Genomic DNA, 14,383 nt, shown 5'->3' with positions numbered 1-14,383 from the left:
AAACCCGCAGATCAAACACATCGTCAATCTAGAATAAGTCAATATAAATTCATTTTTTAACAAGCATCTAGCTTAAAAATAGTTAACTTTACGACCAATTGTGAAACCAACAAAAAAAATGAGTGCAGATATTAACAAACTAGAACAAATTGCATCACAGGTAAGACGTGATATCGTACGTATGGTACACGCTTGTCAATCAGGACACCCAGGTGGTTCGTTAGGTTGTACAGATTACTTTGTGGCGCTTTATTTCAATGCAATGAAACGCAATCCTTCCTTTGACATGGATGGAAAAGGAGAAGATTTATTCTTCCTGTCAAATGGACACATCTCTCCTGTATTTTACAGTACATTGGCGCATGCGGGATATTTTGAAGTGAGCGAATTAGCAACGTTCAGAAAAATCAATTCCAGACTTCAAGGTCACCCAACAACACACGAAGGCCTTCCGGGTATTCGTATTGCTTCGGGATCATTGGGCCAAGGATTATCTGTTGCAATTGGAGCCGCACAGGCAAAAAAATTGAATAAAGACAATAATCTAGTTTATGTATTAATGGGTGATGGCGAATTGCAGGAGGGCCAAGTTTGGGAAGCTGCAATGTACGCACCACACAACAAAATCGACAATTTAATTGCTACTGTTGACTATAACAAAGCACAAATTGACGGATCTACAGATCAAGTATTATCTCTTGGTGATCTTCGTGCAAAATGGGAAGCATTTGGCTGGGATGTAATGGAAATTGCTAAAGGCAATGACATGAATGCTGTTGTTGCAGGTTTAGCAGAAGCTAAATCACGCACAGGAAAAGGTAAACCGGTTATTATTCTGATGCATACTGAAATGGGTAGCGGTGTTGATTTTATGATGGGTTCTCATAAATGGCATGGTGTTGCTCCAAATGACGAACAATTGGCGTCGGCGTTGAATCAGCTTACAGAAACTTTAGGAGATTACTAGAATGAAAAAATATACTTATACAGAGTCAAAAGATACACGTTCAGGATTTGGTGCGGGCTTACTAGAAGCAGGAAAGCAAGATGAGAATGTAGTTGCATTATGTGCTGATTTAATCGGTTCGTTAAAAATGAACGATTTTATCAAAGAATTTCCAGAACGTTTTTTTCAAATCGGTATTGCGGAAGCTAATATGATGGGAATTGCTGCCGGACTTACGATCGGTGGTAAAATACCATTCACAGGTACATTCGCAAATTTCTCAACAGGACGTGTTTATGATCAGATTCGCCAATCGATTGCATACTCGGACAAAAATGTAAAAATTGCAGCATCGCATGCTGGTCTAACCTTAGGTGAAGATGGTGCAACTCACCAAATCTTAGAAGATATCGGCTTGATGAAAATGTTGCCAGGAATGACAGTGATCAATCCTTGTGATTTCAATCAAACAAAAGCCGCTACGATTGCAGCAGCCAAATATGATGGACCAGTTTATTTGCGTTTTGGCCGTCCTGTAGTTCCTAATTTCACTCCTGCTGATCAAGAATTTGTGATTGGTAAGGCGGTGTTATTAAATGAAGGAACGGATGTTACGATCATTGCTACAGGTCATCTAGTATGGGAAGCTATCCAAGCTGGTGAGAAATTAGCTGAGTTGGGCATCAACGCTGAGATTATCAATATCCATACAATCAAACCTTTGGATGAAGAAGCTATTTTAAAATCTGTTGCTAAAACCAAATGTGTCGTAACGGCGGAAGAGCATAATCGTCTTGGCGGTTTAGGTGATAGCGTTGCTCAGGTATTAACAAGAGAGTTGCCTACTCCACAAGAATACGTTGCTGTAAATGATAGTTTTGGAGAATCAGGTACTCCTGCTCAATTGATGGAAAAATACGGTCTGAATGCAGCGGCTATTGTTGCAGCGGCTCAAAAAGTAATCAAAAGAAAATAACAAAACTACGCAAGTCAATATATGGATGACGCTTTAATTATAGCAAAATTCGCCGAAGAGAGTACGCGAGAAGAAGCTTTCCGTTTATTGTTGAAGAAATATCAACAGAAGATTTATTGGCATGTGCGAAGAATGGTCATCGATCATGATGATGCGGACGATGTTGTACAAGATATCTTTGTGAAAGTATGGAAGAACCTTGGGAACTTCCGCGAAGACTCACAGTTATACACGTGGCTTTATCGTATTGCAACAAATGAATGTATCACCTTCTTAAATAAGAAAAAGCAAAAGCAGAACGTGTCGTTGGATGACGACACGACTGCTTATCTGGCAGAAACGCTTGCTGATGGCAATTATTTTAATGGTGATAGAGCTCAAATGAAATTACAACAGGCTTTGTTGACCTTGCCAGAGAAGCAAAAATTGGTCTTCAATATGAAATATTTTGAAGACATGAAATATGAAGAGATTTCAGAAGTCCTCGGAACAAGTGTTGGAGCGCTTAAAGCGTCTTATCATTTGGCCGTCAAAAAAATAGAGGCATTTTTTAATAACAACGATTAAACCTTTTAGCGAAATTAGGTTCTAACAAATACTATGAAGGAAAATGGCACATATCATGATGGGCTGGAGCCTACAAATCTTCCAGCATCGTTGCGTGAAAATCCATTTGGCTTACCTGAAAATTATTTCAGTGATTTAGAATCAAAAATAATTACGCAAGTCAAATTGGTTGAATGCAAGGAAGAATCCATCTTTGAGGTTCCAGAAGGATATTTTGATAGCCTATCTGCGGCCATTATGTGCAAAGTAGCGGAAGATAATTTAAAAAATCAAGTTGGTACTGACGGCTTTGAAATTCCTGAAAATTATACTTCCGAACTATCTTCAACTATCCTCAACCGAATTTTAGAAGACAAATTAAAAGAAACGATTGCATCTGATGGCTTTACAATGCCTTCTGACTATGGTCAAGTTCTTGAAAATTCGATCTTCGCTCGTCTAGCTGAGCAGGAATTGAAGAAAACAGTTCCTACAGATGGTTTCTCTGTTCCGGTTGGCTATGAAGAAACAGTTGAATCGACTATTTTTGCTCGTATTGCTGAAGAAAAACTCAAAGAAACGGTTGTTACTGCAGGCTTTGATGTACCTAAGTATTATTTTGAGAATCTTTCGGACAGCATTGTTGATCATGTACTAACGCCTGAGAAGGACAATACACCGATCCATCAGATTGGAAGACAAAAAAAATGGTATGCTCGCTATGCTGTTGCAGCATCTTTTGCTGCCATGTTGAGCATAGGTGGATATTGGGGATATCAGTATCAACAGCAAGATGCAGCTCCTGTAGAAGCTGTTGCAGAGGAGCAGTTGAGCCGGCATTTGTCAGAAATTCCTAAGCAGGAAATTATTAATTACCTTGCGGCTTCTGCTTCTGGTGATGATATGATTTATATGTCTCAGTATACTGATGAAGCTAATCTCCCTACCAAGGGATTTGGAAGTAATATATCTAAACAAGAAATAGAAGATTATCTAAACTATACCTTATAATGATGTTCGATAAAAAATACATATGGATAACATTGTTCTTTAGTATATTTTCTATTGCCTTGGGCTTTGCACAAGACAAAAATCGATTTCAAGCTATAGAAAATGAAAAAATAGCTTACATTACTAAAGAACTAGATTTGACACCAAGAGAGGCTCAGCAATTCTTTCCGCTCTATAACGAGTATAGCCAAACACTTTGGGATATCAGGAAAGAAAAATTGAATGGTGCCCCCAAAAATAATTTTAGAGGTGGTTCCAGAGATGTATTACAGTATGATGCTAAAGAAGTGGAGATCAAAAAAGAATACCGGGCCAAATTTGCCAAAGTTATTGGCAATGCGCGTGCATCGCAATTTTTTGAAGTAGAACAGGAATTCAGGGAACATCTATACAAATCCCTGCAGAATAGAAGAAAATAATCTCGAAAATAAAAAAGAAGTCTTGAAGACTTCTTTTTTATTTTCGGACATTTGTAAGATCATGTTAAGCAACAGAGAATTATTTTTAATGAATACTGCTCAAACATCTAGCTCACCTAGATTGGTTGAAGTAGTTAAGGCTGAAGGTGTGTACCTTTATGGTCCCAATGGAGAAGAATATATGGATCTGGTCTCCGGCTTCAATGTCAGCAATATAGGCCATCGTCATCCGAAGGTTTTAGAGGCTATAAAATCACAATTGGAGCAGTACTTACATGTCACCGTTTATGGTGAATTTGTGCAGGCCCCACAAGTGCAATTTGCCACAGAATTACTAGCAGAACTTCCTGCTAATTTTCAATCAGTCTACCTCACCAACAGTGGAACGGAAGCCGTAGAGGGATCTATGAAAATAGCAAAGAAATATACGGGTCGCAGGCAGATTATCGCTGCAAAAAAAGCGTACCACGGCAGTACACAAGGCGCACTCAGTCTGATCGGAAATGATGAGTATCGTAAAGCCTATGCCCCACTCCTACCCGAAATAGATTTCATTGAGTTTAATGATATGGAAGATCTCACAAAGATTACGGAACAAACTGCTGCTGTCATCCTCGAAGCTATTCAGGGAGAAGCTGGTGTCCGAGTCCCGGATATCGCCTACATGCAAGCTGTCAGAAAACGCTGTGATGAAACAGGTACTTTACTAATCTTTGATGAAATTCAAACAGGTTTCGGTCGCACAGGTCGTCTTTTCGCCTTTGAACATTTTGCGATTGTTCCAGATATCCTGATGCTTGCCAAAGGCATCGGTGGTGGCATGCCTTTGGGTGCATTTGTTGCAGCTAAGGAAGTGATGGATGTAATTAAGGACAATCCCATGCTTGGACACATCACGACTTTCGGGGGGCATCCTGTGAGCTGTGCTGCAGCACGCGCTTCGTTAAGCGTTATCAAAGAAGAAAAATTAGTTGAACAGGTTGAAAGAAAGTCACTTTTATTTAGGGAAAAGCTCAAACATCCTGCTATCAAAGAAATTCGTGGATTGGGTCTTATGATGTGTCTGCAACTGGATTCTTTTGATCAAGTTTACAATGTGAGCAAATACTGTGCAGAAAACGGGGTTATGATCGATTGGTATCTGCATTGTGAAACAGCATTGCGTGTAGCTCCGCCGTTGACGATTACAGACTTTGAAATTGAAAAAGCGTGTAACATCATTATAAAAGGTTTGGAAAAGTATGCTTAAAGTATGTAACTTTAAACATAACAAAAACCTAATAATGAACACAAACCGCAGATCATTTATCAAAAAAAGCATCATTGGCACTGGTCTATTGACTGGCGCCAATCTACTGGGAAACGATGTCTTCGCGCACGAATCAACAGCCAATTCCTCAAAAATCAGTTTAAATAATGATGACATTATTTTATTTCAGGGCGACTCGATTACGGATGTAGGCCGAGATAGAAATAACAGAAATGCCAATGACACTGGTGCGCTGGGTCATGGTTATGCTTTATTGGCTGCCAGCCAGCTCTTAAATAAATATCCAGCAAAGAAACTAAAGGTATATAATACAGGTATTAGTGGAAATCGTGTACCCGATCTACAAAAGCGCTGGCAGGAGGATACTTTGGCAATTAAACCCACTGTATTGAGTATTTTGATTGGTGTGAACGATTTCTGGCGGACAATCGATCGAGGAGCGCAGACGACGGTTGAAGAGTATAAATCCCAGTACCAACAGCTATTGCAGGAGACTTTACAAAAGCTTCCAAATGTCAAATTGATCATTGGGGAACCTTTTGCAGTAAAGGGTGTAGGTCACATTACTGAAGCTTGGTATCCAAAATTTTTGGCTTACCAAGAATCCGCTCGTGAGATCGCCAAAGAATTTGGAGCAATTCTAATCCCCTATCAAAAAATATTCGACAATGCCCAAAAGAACGCCACTGGTGCCTATTGGGCCGCGGACGGTGTACATCCCACGCTTGCTGGGGCACAAATGATGGCTTCAGCCTGGATGGACTGCATCAAGTAAGAAAAGAGCGGATACTTTATTGAAATCCGCTCTTTCTTTTTTAACATGTGCCTATATGTCAAATCTAAATTTCTTTGTAAGGTGTTTTTTGTAGATTGGGAAGAAAATAAGCCACAATACCGATCAATGGCAGATAGGAACATAAGTGATAAATAAACTCGATGGAAGTATGATCTGCCTGCCAGCCAAGTACAGCGGATCCAATCCCTCCCATTCCAAATGCAAAGCCGTAAAATAAACCTGAAACCATACCCAACTTTTTAGGCAATAGTTCTTGTGCATAAACAATAATTGCTGGAAAAGCTGATGATAAGATCAACCCAATAATCACGATTAATATCCCCGTCATCGTAAGTCCAACATAGGGTAATGCCAATGCAAATGGCGCAACGCCCAAGACAGAGAACCAGATGACATATTTGCGACCAAATCGATCGCCGAATGCTCCCCCAAGTAGGGTTCCCACCGCAACGGCTATCAGAAAATAAAATAGATAGACTTGTGCTTCCACTTCATTGATTCCAAATTTCTTGATTGTATAAAACTGGAAGTAGTTTGTGATACTTGCTATATAGAAGTATTTTGAAACAATCAGTAATAGGAGTATAATAACGGTCACGATGATTCGGCTATTGGGTAGATCAGGTACGCGTATTGTTCTCTTCGTTGATTTAGCCGAGCTTTGAAGTCTCTTTTTATACCAACTACCGATATAATAGGATATAAATTGGCCGAGAATCGTAAATAAGCACATCCAGGCGATCGCCTGTTGCCCTCTCGGTAAAACCAAAAAAGCGACAATGATTGGAGCCATTGCGGTCCCTGCATTGCCTCCGATCTGAAAAATAGATTGTGCCATACTTCTTCTTCCTCCCGACGCCAGATAAGCTACACGTGAAGATTCAGGGTGAAAGATTGAAGAACCAATCCCGACCAGAAAAACAGAAAATAAGATCCATTCATAACTGTGTGCTTTCGAAAACAAAAGCATACCGAGAAGTGAAAAAGACATCCCTATAATCTGGGAGTATGGTACAGGATGTTTATCCGTAAATGAGCCTACAACAGGCTGGAATATTGAAGCTGCTATTTGATAAACCATTGTAATCATCCCAACCTGAGAAAAGCTTAGATGATGCTCTTCTTTGAGCAAGGGATAGGTTGCCGGTATCACTCCCTGAATCATATCGTTCAGAAGATGCACCATGCTTACGGCAAACAAAATAGAAAAAATAGGTCTACTCGCCTTCTCTTGTATCATGACGTCGTTCAAAAATTAAAAAGGTTGATTTTCACAAACCAACCTAAACTATCTTCATATAATAATTATAATACGCGCACCAACAATCCTTTTAGATATTCGCCTTCGGGGAACGAAGCCCGGACAGGATGGTCTTCAGGTTGATGAAATTGTCTGATAAACTGAATTTCCTTACCGGCATCCAGTGCAGCCCAAGCGAGTACTTGTTTGAACGTATCCATATCCATCGCACCTGAGCAAGAAAATGTCGCTAATAAACCACCACTATTTAACAACATCAATCCGCGGCGATTCAGGTCTTTATACGCCCTTGATGCTCTTTCCAATGCAGATCGAGAGGGTGCATATTTCGGTGGATCCAGGACAATCAGATCAAATTTCTCCCCTTCATCAATGAATTTACGCAATTGCTTGTTTACATCAGACAATATTGCTTTATGTCGACTAGGTTCAAAACCATTTTCAACAATATTCTTTTCCAGGGTTTCAATAGCCAGTGCAGAACTATCTACTGATATGACTTCTGCAGCGCCACTTTTCAAACTATTTAACGTAAAACCACCGGAATAGCAGAAACAATCTAGGACTCGTTTATTCAAAACGTAGTTGGCCGTTAGCTGGCGATTTTCACGTTGGTCGCAATAAAATCCCGATTTTTGCCCATCAATAATGTTAACTTTATAATGAATGCCATTTTCGATAACGTCGACAAATTCAGATGGAAGTTCTCCAAACAAAAGTCCATTGGTATCGGGTAATCCTTCATGTTCGCGGGATTTCAGATCACTACGTTCATAAATTCCTTTGGGTTGCAGTAAAGCATTCAATTCATCGATAATAATTGATTTGACTTTTTCCACCCCAACTGAATGAACCTGAATGGATATAAAATCAGCGTATTTATCTGCAATAAGTCCAGGAAGAAAATCTGCTTCAGCGAAAATTAAACGAACAGTATTCGTAACGTCTTCCTGTAACAGATGCTTTCTTGTTGCGACAGCTTTCCGGACGCGTGCACGCCACCAATCTGCATCAATCTGTGCTTCAGGGTTCCATTCTAATAAACGAATGGCTACACGTGAGCTATTGTGAAATAGACCATAGGCAATAAATTCACGTTCAGCATTGTAAACGCCAACAACTTCGCCATCTTCAATTTTATCGGACAATGATTTAATTGCTCCAGAAAATACCCAAGGATGCAATTGCCAGGCAGCTTTATCCTTACCCTTATTCAAATAAACTGATTTCATTGTTGCAAAATTAACTTATTAATTGCAAAACCAGGCTTCTTTATTTGTCAAAAAATAAATGAAACTATTATTCCGAAGGATTCCAATACAGCATTATTTTCTTTGCAGCGAAGAGCCGAAATTTCAAAATCAAGACTTCATTAATTTTATTCAAAACAACAGCCCAGAACTTATTGTAAAAAAGTATGGCACACATCTAATTTTGAGTTGCACAAAAGGGGCTTCCGTAAATCTTATAAAATATCTGGATAAAAAAACTGTGCTTGAAGACAAAATCATAAAAGACTGGAAAATCATAGCGTTTGTTTCGGGTGCCAATCTCAGATTATTTGATATGCATCCGATCAAAAATACCATTGACGTTAGTGCATGGTTAAACTCTTTAACAGAAGAAAATGGAGATTTCATAACATTTGGGCGAGATCAACCAATCCCAATCTATGACTTAATCTTAGATAAAGACAAAAAACTTGAATTAAAGAACTATATCGATACCTATCTTGGTACAAAAAAGGGCTCCTAAAGGAGCCCTCGGCGTTTAGTTATGGTTGATTAGATATTTTTTAAATGCTTCAAAGTCTACTTTCAAAGGTTCCGCCAATTTCTCTTTTCCTTGCAATGTTTCTGCGCCGACAGGCAAAACTATTTTTTCGAATACATCTGCTGCTATTGCATCAGGGAATTTGCAGGGATGTGCTGTCGATAAGAAAACTGAAGCATACGGACCGGGATGCTCATTTGCATAAGCACGAGCTCCAAGCCAGGCGATTGCTGTATGCGGACAGGCGATATAATTTGATTCTTCAAATAATTTCTGCATTCCTTCTTTTGTTTCTTCATCTGTAAATGTATAAGAAGAAAGCATATTTTTTAATTCAGCCACATTTCCGCCAAAGAGATCCTGTATACGCACCCAGTTGCTTGGATTCCCAACATCCATAGCATTGCTTAAGGTTTGAACAGAAGGTAGTGGTTCATATTTACCTGAAGAAAGGAATCTGGGAACGGTATCATTAACATTTGTTGCAGCTACAAAATGTTTTACTGGAAGTCCCATTTTATAGGCCAATAAACCAGCCCCAATATTACCAAAATTACCACTCGGCACTGTAAATACGACCTCATTGACTCCTTGTGACTTCAATTGTGCATACGCATAAAAATAATAAAATGTCTGTGGGATCAGCCGTGCTATATTTATTGAATTAGCGGAGGTCAAACGCAATACAGTATTGAGTTCGGCATCACTAAAAGCTTGTTTTACCAATGCCTGACAATCGTCAAAAGTTCCTTCTACTTCAATAGCACGAATATTTTGTCCATTAGTGGTCAATTGTAGTTCCTGAACTTCCGAAACTTTACCTTTAGGATATAGGATCGTCACACGTGTTCCTTCTACCCCCAAAAAGCCCAAGGCAACAGCTCCACCGGTATCGCCTGATGTCGCGACAAGGACGTCCAGTAATTTATCGTCAGTCTTTGAAAAATAGCCCATGACCCTGCTCATAAATCGAGCACCAAAATCCTTAAAGGCATAAGATGGCCCATGAAATAGTTCGAGCACAGCCGTGCTGTCGGTCAAGAATTTTACAGGAGCATCAAAATTGATGGCATCGTTCACAATCTGTTTTAAATCGTCTTTGGGAATATCATTTCCCAATAGTGTAGAAGCTACTTCAAAAGCAATCTCCTGCAAGGAGTACTGTTGAATATTCTTAATGAACAGCGGATCCAATTGTGGAATCTCTTCAGGCATATACAATCCTTTGTCTGCAGGGAGAGAATTGAAGACCGCATCTTTAAAGGAGACTTCTAATGTTTTATTATTTGTGCTATAAAAATTCATATATAAATGATCTGTTTTTAAAGGTCACATGGTATATCCAGTTATCTTCATTCGTATTTGTAGAACATGGATATCTTGTTTTTTTATCTTCTATGAGTTAATTGTCGATTAACCTCAAAGTTTATAGACCTCAATTCTGTAAATAATTTTTAATCCAATATTCTAGGGCCCTCTACATTGACACGGGAAACATATCCAAAGCTTTCAATCTCATTGTCTTTGAGATGAGCTTGAATTTTGTTCGCAATATCCCTCGCTATTTTTTCGTCACGTGTTATTGCTACGACAGACGGTCCTGAACCAGAGATACCGAAGCTCAATGCACCGTTCTTCAAAGCAATCTCTTTCATTTCATAAAACTGAGGAATTAAAATTGCACGGGTCGGTTCGATAAGAATATCTTTCATACTTCGTGCGATGAGATCATAATCTTCTTTGAACAAAGCGGCAACCAATCCCGCGATATTTCCCCATTGGGTCACGGCGTCTTTTAATAACACTTTATCCTTTATAAGTTGTCTTGCGTCACGTGTAGGAACATCCACTTGCGGAAAAACCACCGCTGCTACGAGTTCTTTTGGTGAAGGGATGGAAATAACATCCAAAGGTTCATTTCCTCGAATTAATGTTATGCCTCCATAAAGCGCCGGGGCAACATTATCGGCATGGCCTGTACCGCAAGCCAAACGCTCACCTTCAACACAAAATGGCAATAATTCTTCTTTTGTCAAAGGGTTTCCAAGCATGGTATTGATGGCAAAAAGCCCGGCTACGGTACTTGCTGCACTGGAGCCCAGTCCAGATCCAATTGGCATATGTTTATGCAATTCGATTTCGACACCTACCTTTGAAGAGATATTCAAGGCTTGTAATAGATATTGAACACAGGCAGATACGGTATTCTTACCGGGATCGAGCGGTAGTCTTCCATCGTCGCCAGTTATTTCCCGAATCGTTACTCCAGGTTGTTGCGTGCGCCGCATAATCACCTCATCACCGGGTTCCTCGACAGCAAAACCCAATATATCAAAACCACAGATCATATTTGCGACAGTTGCAGGCGCAAAAACACGAACTTCCGACAGCATGCTGTCTAAATTTATCACCTTATCCTTCAGATACTCCACATTTAAATTATTGGCCATCACGTAATTTTTATTTTCCTTGAATAGTTTTTATGCTCCAACATTTACTAAATCTGCAAATACACCGGCAGCTGTAACCTCAGCCCCCGCTCCAGGACCTTTTACTACGAGGGGACGTTCTTTATAGCGCTCTGTTGTAAACGATATAATGTTATCACTGCCTGATAAAGCATAAAAAGGATGATTTTCATCAACAAACTGAATCGCAATGGATACCTTTCCATTTTCCAATTTCCCGATGTAGCGGATTACTTTATTTTCATTGGCTGCTTTCTTCTTCATTGCTTCGAAATATTCATTTTCTTGTTGCAATTCTGTATAAAAAGAATCTACAGTATCTGCTTTCAAACATACTGGAGGTAATATCGCACCAAGGTCTACATCCTCGGCCTCAACAGCATACCCAGCATCTCTTGCCAAGATGAGCATTTTACGCATAAAATCTATACCACCTAAATCATCCCTTGGGTCTGGCTCGGTGTATCCCAGCTCCTGAGCCTGTTTGACGACATCATAAAAAGAAGCATCTGCTTTAAAATTGTTAAAAATATACGAGATTGTCCCTGAAAGAATAGCTTCTATCTTCACGATACGGTCACCACTCAACATCAAGTCTTTAAGCACCCTGACGATAGGCAATCCTGCACCTACATTTGTTTCATAAAAAAAATCTACACCGTGTCGATGCGCAGTATCATGGAGTGTTTTATATTGCTCGTATTTACCTGAATTCGCAATTTTATTGCAAGTGACGATCGAAATATTGGATTTAAAGATATCTTCGTAGTAGGTTGCCGGTAATTTGCTTGCAGTATTATCGATAAATACACAGTTCGGCAAATTCAGCGCCTTCATTCGATCAATAAACAATGCCAGGTCTGATTCAGTTCCATTTTTAGCAAGTTCATCGGACCAATTATTTAAATCAACACCTTCGGTATTAAAAAGCATTTTACGGCTATTGGAAATTCCAACAACTTTAATTTCAATATCATTTTTATCCAATAGGAAGTCATGCTGATTTTCCAATTGTTTAAATAAAGTTGCACCAATGTTACCGGTACCGATATTAAATACATGCAGCGTTTTCTTTAACTCTGCGAAAAACGCATCATGTACGGCATTAAGTGCCTTCGCTAAATCTTCCTTACCAATAATTACAGATATATTGTATTCAGATGAGCCCTGCGCAATAGCCCGGACGTTAATACCGTTGCGTCCTAGCGCTGCAAATAACCGACCGGACATACCGGGAGTTTTTTTCATATTTTCACCAACGATGGCTAAGACAGAAAGGTTTTCTTCAATCGCAGGAACGATCAGTTTATTCGCTTGGATTTCAAGCTCAAACTCCACTTCGATCAAATGTATAGCGCGTTTGGCATCTGATGGATTGACAGCAAATGTGATGCTATGTTCGGAAGAAGACTGGGTGATTAGCACAACATTGATCTGCTCTCTAGCCAATAGCGTAAAAAGCCGCCCACTAAAACCCGACTTACCGATCATCCCTGATCCACTTAGATTGATGACAGAAATATCCGAGATCGAAGAAATTCCCTTGATTGGCAGGGCTGTTTTTCCACTATCAAACTGAATCACAGTCCCTGAGAAATCAGGTTCAAAAGTATTCCGAATAACAATCGGTATTTTCTTTAAGAAAGCCGGAATCATCGTAGGAGGATAAATCACCTTAGCACCGAAGTAAGATAATTCCATTGCCTCTGTGTATGATAATACAGGCAAGGAAAAAGCTTTCTTCACAATCCGTGGGTCGGCGGTTAACATCCCATTCACATCTGTCCAAATTTCAATGGCTGTTGCGTCCAGTATTGAGCCGAAGATCGCTGCAGTATAATCTGATCCACCTCTTCCCAAGGTGGTAATACGCCCATTTTCATTACTTCCGATAAAACCAGTGACAAACAGCAACTTATCACGATGCGTTATGTACAAGGATTTCACCAATTGCTCAGTTAGCATTTCATTTAAATGAGCATTACCAAAATTTGAATCAGTTTTCACGTAATGGGATGCATCTACAAATAGAGACTCAGGAATATATTGTTCCATCACCTTAGATACCATATAATTTGAGCAACGCTCACCGTAGCTAAGGATCAAATCTTTACTCTGATTACTCAGCTCCTTTAGTGCAAAAATTCCCTGGAGAAGATCTTCTATCTCATTAAAAAACAACTTTAGCTTTGTAAATACAGGATTTTGATATTTCACAGCCAGAAGCTCTTTAACAACCGTAAAATGCTTATCCTCCAAGGATTTTAGCCCATCCGAAAAGGACTTTCCTTCCGCAGCGTCCTCTGCCAATTGGGTAAGCAAGTTGGTTACTCCTGACATGGCTGACAACACAACCAATGGTTTTTCCTTTGCATCATAAGATTTTTTCACAATGCTCAGGACCGCCTTTAGACTTTCTACCGTGCCGACCGATGTGCCTCCAAATTTTAAAACTTTCATACTGTTTTATACTGTTTGTTTAGATTGATGATTTTTGTGCTAAAAAAAGAAGCGCTTTCCTTTGTCGAGGAAAGCGCTTCTAAATATTGTGTCTACAATTATATACAACGAAACTACTTCCTCCTAAGTTTTATCCCGGTGGTAATAATAATCGACGTAATAATTGTATTTGTGTTCATTGCTTTTGCTTATGTTTTGTAAATATAGAACAAATATTATCACTTTACCAAAGAAAATTAATATTTTTTTTAAGATTCACAATTAGAAACCAAATAGAATGGCATTCTATCATCATGTGGATATTTTTAAATGTAGTAGACAATCTACTTTATGTAGCCGAGGCTCGACAAGTGCATTAATTCTCAATACGTGTAAATACGTCTTGGAAAGATGTTAAAATTGTTAAAATTTCGTTAAATACCTTAAAATAAATTTGACCTTAAAGTGATATTGTATT

General features: G+C 39.2%; 13 protein-coding genes. 8 read left to right on the top strand and 5 right to left on the bottom strand.

Annotated features, from left to right (window positions below; translation table 11 throughout):
* Positions 1-118: 118 nt before the first annotated feature.
* The 7 genes from A9970_RS27185 (at position 119) to A9970_RS27155 (ending at position 5,943) form a co-directional block, all read left to right on the top strand.
* Complete coding sequence (locus A9970_RS27185; protein WP_075994134.1) at positions 119-967, top strand: transketolase; 849 nt, start codon at positions 119-121, stop codon at positions 965-967.
* 1 nt (position 968) lies between these two features.
* Positions 969-1,922 carry a transketolase family protein gene (locus A9970_RS27180; RefSeq protein WP_120333250.1) on the top strand — a complete coding sequence of 318 codons (954 nt, stop codon included), beginning with the start codon at positions 969-971 and terminating at the stop codon, positions 1,920-1,922.
* 21 nt (positions 1,923-1,943) lie between these two features.
* Positions 1,944-2,489, top strand: coding sequence for an RNA polymerase sigma factor (locus A9970_RS27175; RefSeq protein WP_075994136.1), 546 nt, complete (start codon positions 1,944-1,946; stop codon positions 2,487-2,489).
* Between the two features lie 33 nt (positions 2,490-2,522).
* On the top strand, positions 2,523-3,479 hold the full coding sequence (locus A9970_RS27170) for a hypothetical protein (protein ID WP_182984384.1): 957 nt from the start codon (positions 2,523-2,525) through the stop codon (positions 3,477-3,479).
* On the top strand, positions 3,479-3,898 hold the full coding sequence (locus tag A9970_RS27165; protein WP_236590132.1) for a hypothetical protein: 420 nt from the start codon (positions 3,479-3,481) through the stop codon (positions 3,896-3,898). The genes A9970_RS27170 and A9970_RS27165 overlap by 1 nt, the downstream gene beginning before the upstream one ends.
* Positions 3,899-3,959: 61 nt before the next feature.
* Complete coding sequence (locus tag A9970_RS27160; RefSeq protein ID WP_182984383.1) at positions 3,960-5,147, top strand: aspartate aminotransferase family protein; 1,188 nt, start codon at positions 3,960-3,962, stop codon at positions 5,145-5,147.
* Between the two features lie 34 nt (positions 5,148-5,181).
* Positions 5,182-5,943 carry an SGNH/GDSL hydrolase family protein gene (locus A9970_RS27155; RefSeq protein WP_182984382.1) on the top strand — a complete coding sequence of 254 codons (762 nt, stop codon included), beginning with the start codon at positions 5,182-5,184 and terminating at the stop codon, positions 5,941-5,943.
* Between the two features lie 64 nt (positions 5,944-6,007).
* Here the strand turns inward: A9970_RS27155 and A9970_RS27150 are convergent, their stop codons facing one another.
* The gene (locus A9970_RS27150) at positions 6,008-7,204 is read right to left on the bottom strand and encodes an MFS transporter (protein ID WP_182984381.1); all 1,197 of its coding nucleotides are present in this window, start codon (positions 7,202-7,204) and stop codon (positions 6,008-6,010) included.
* Between the two features lie 65 nt (positions 7,205-7,269).
* Positions 7,270-8,457: a class I SAM-dependent rRNA methyltransferase gene (locus A9970_RS27145; protein WP_182984380.1), complete on the bottom strand. Its 1,188-nt coding sequence runs from the start codon at positions 8,455-8,457 to the stop codon at positions 7,270-7,272.
* Between the two features lie 58 nt (positions 8,458-8,515).
* On the opposite strand from A9970_RS27145, the gene A9970_RS27140 reads away from it, so the two are divergent.
* Complete coding sequence (locus A9970_RS27140) at positions 8,516-8,980, top strand: hypothetical protein (RefSeq protein ID WP_182984379.1); 465 nt, start codon at positions 8,516-8,518, stop codon at positions 8,978-8,980.
* A gap of 15 nt (positions 8,981-8,995) precedes the next feature.
* On the opposite strand, the gene thrC is transcribed toward A9970_RS27140, so the two are convergent.
* The 3 genes from thrC to thrA all read right to left on the bottom strand — a co-directional run bounded on the left by thrC (position 8,996) and on the right by thrA (position 13,926).
* A complete protein-coding gene (gene thrC, locus A9970_RS27135) occupies positions 8,996-10,303 on the bottom strand; it encodes a threonine synthase (RefSeq protein ID WP_182984378.1) in 1,308 nt (435 codons plus the stop codon).
* 149 nt (positions 10,304-10,452) lie between these two features.
* Positions 10,453-11,391, bottom strand: a complete 939-nt coding sequence (locus A9970_RS27130; RefSeq protein WP_159731329.1) for a homoserine kinase — start codon at positions 11,389-11,391, stop codon at positions 10,453-10,455.
* Between the two features lie 87 nt (positions 11,392-11,478).
* The gene (gene thrA, locus A9970_RS27125; protein WP_182984377.1) at positions 11,479-13,926 is read right to left on the bottom strand and encodes a bifunctional aspartate kinase/homoserine dehydrogenase I; all 2,448 of its coding nucleotides are present in this window, start codon (positions 13,924-13,926) and stop codon (positions 11,479-11,481) included.
* Positions 13,927-14,383: the final 457 nt, after the last annotated feature.

Source organism: Sphingobacterium sp. UME9 (assembly GCF_014170215.1).
Classification (GTDB): Bacteria; Bacteroidota; Bacteroidia; order Sphingobacteriales; family Sphingobacteriaceae; genus Sphingobacterium; species Sphingobacterium paramultivorum.
Note: the sequence above shows the minus strand (reverse complement) of the source record. Positions and strands in the feature narration are given on the sequence as shown.

What these genes read in the sequence shown, in the direction of transcription:
- A9970_RS27185 (WP_075994134.1), top strand. Translation starts at nt 119, where the DNA reads ATGAGTGCAGATATTAACAAACTAGAACAAATTGCATCACAGGTAAGA.
- A9970_RS27180 (WP_120333250.1), top strand. Translation starts at nt 969, where the DNA reads ATGAAAAAATATACTTATACAGAGTCAAAAGATACACGTTCAGGATTT.
- A9970_RS27175 (WP_075994136.1), top strand. Translation starts at nt 1,944, where the DNA reads ATGGATGACGCTTTAATTATAGCAAAATTCGCCGAAGAGAGTACGCGA.
- A9970_RS27170 (WP_182984384.1), top strand. Translation starts at nt 2,523, where the DNA reads ATGAAGGAAAATGGCACATATCATGATGGGCTGGAGCCTACAAATCTT.
- A9970_RS27165 (WP_236590132.1), top strand. Translation starts at nt 3,479, where the DNA reads ATGATGTTCGATAAAAAATACATATGGATAACATTGTTCTTTAGTATA.
- A9970_RS27160 (WP_182984383.1), top strand. Translation starts at nt 3,960, where the DNA reads ATGTTAAGCAACAGAGAATTATTTTTAATGAATACTGCTCAAACATCT.
- A9970_RS27155 (WP_182984382.1), top strand. Translation starts at nt 5,182, where the DNA reads ATGAACACAAACCGCAGATCATTTATCAAAAAAAGCATCATTGGCACT.
- A9970_RS27150 (WP_182984381.1), bottom strand. Translation starts at nt 7,204, where the DNA reads ATGATACAAGAGAAGGCGAGTAGACCTATTTTTTCTATTTTGTTTGCC.
- A9970_RS27145 (WP_182984380.1), bottom strand. Translation starts at nt 8,457, where the DNA reads ATGAAATCAGTTTATTTGAATAAGGGTAAGGATAAAGCTGCCTGGCAA.
- A9970_RS27140 (WP_182984379.1), top strand. Translation starts at nt 8,516, where the DNA reads ATGAAACTATTATTCCGAAGGATTCCAATACAGCATTATTTTCTTTGC.
- thrC (WP_182984378.1), bottom strand. Translation starts at nt 10,303, where the DNA reads ATGAATTTTTATAGCACAAATAATAAAACATTAGAAGTCTCCTTTAAA.
- A9970_RS27130 (WP_159731329.1), bottom strand. Translation starts at nt 11,391, where the DNA reads ATGCTGTCGGAAGTTCGTGTTTTTGCGCCTGCAACTGTCGCAAATATG.
- thrA (WP_182984377.1), bottom strand. Translation starts at nt 13,926, where the DNA reads ATGAAAGTTTTAAAATTTGGAGGCACATCGGTCGGCACGGTAGAAAGT.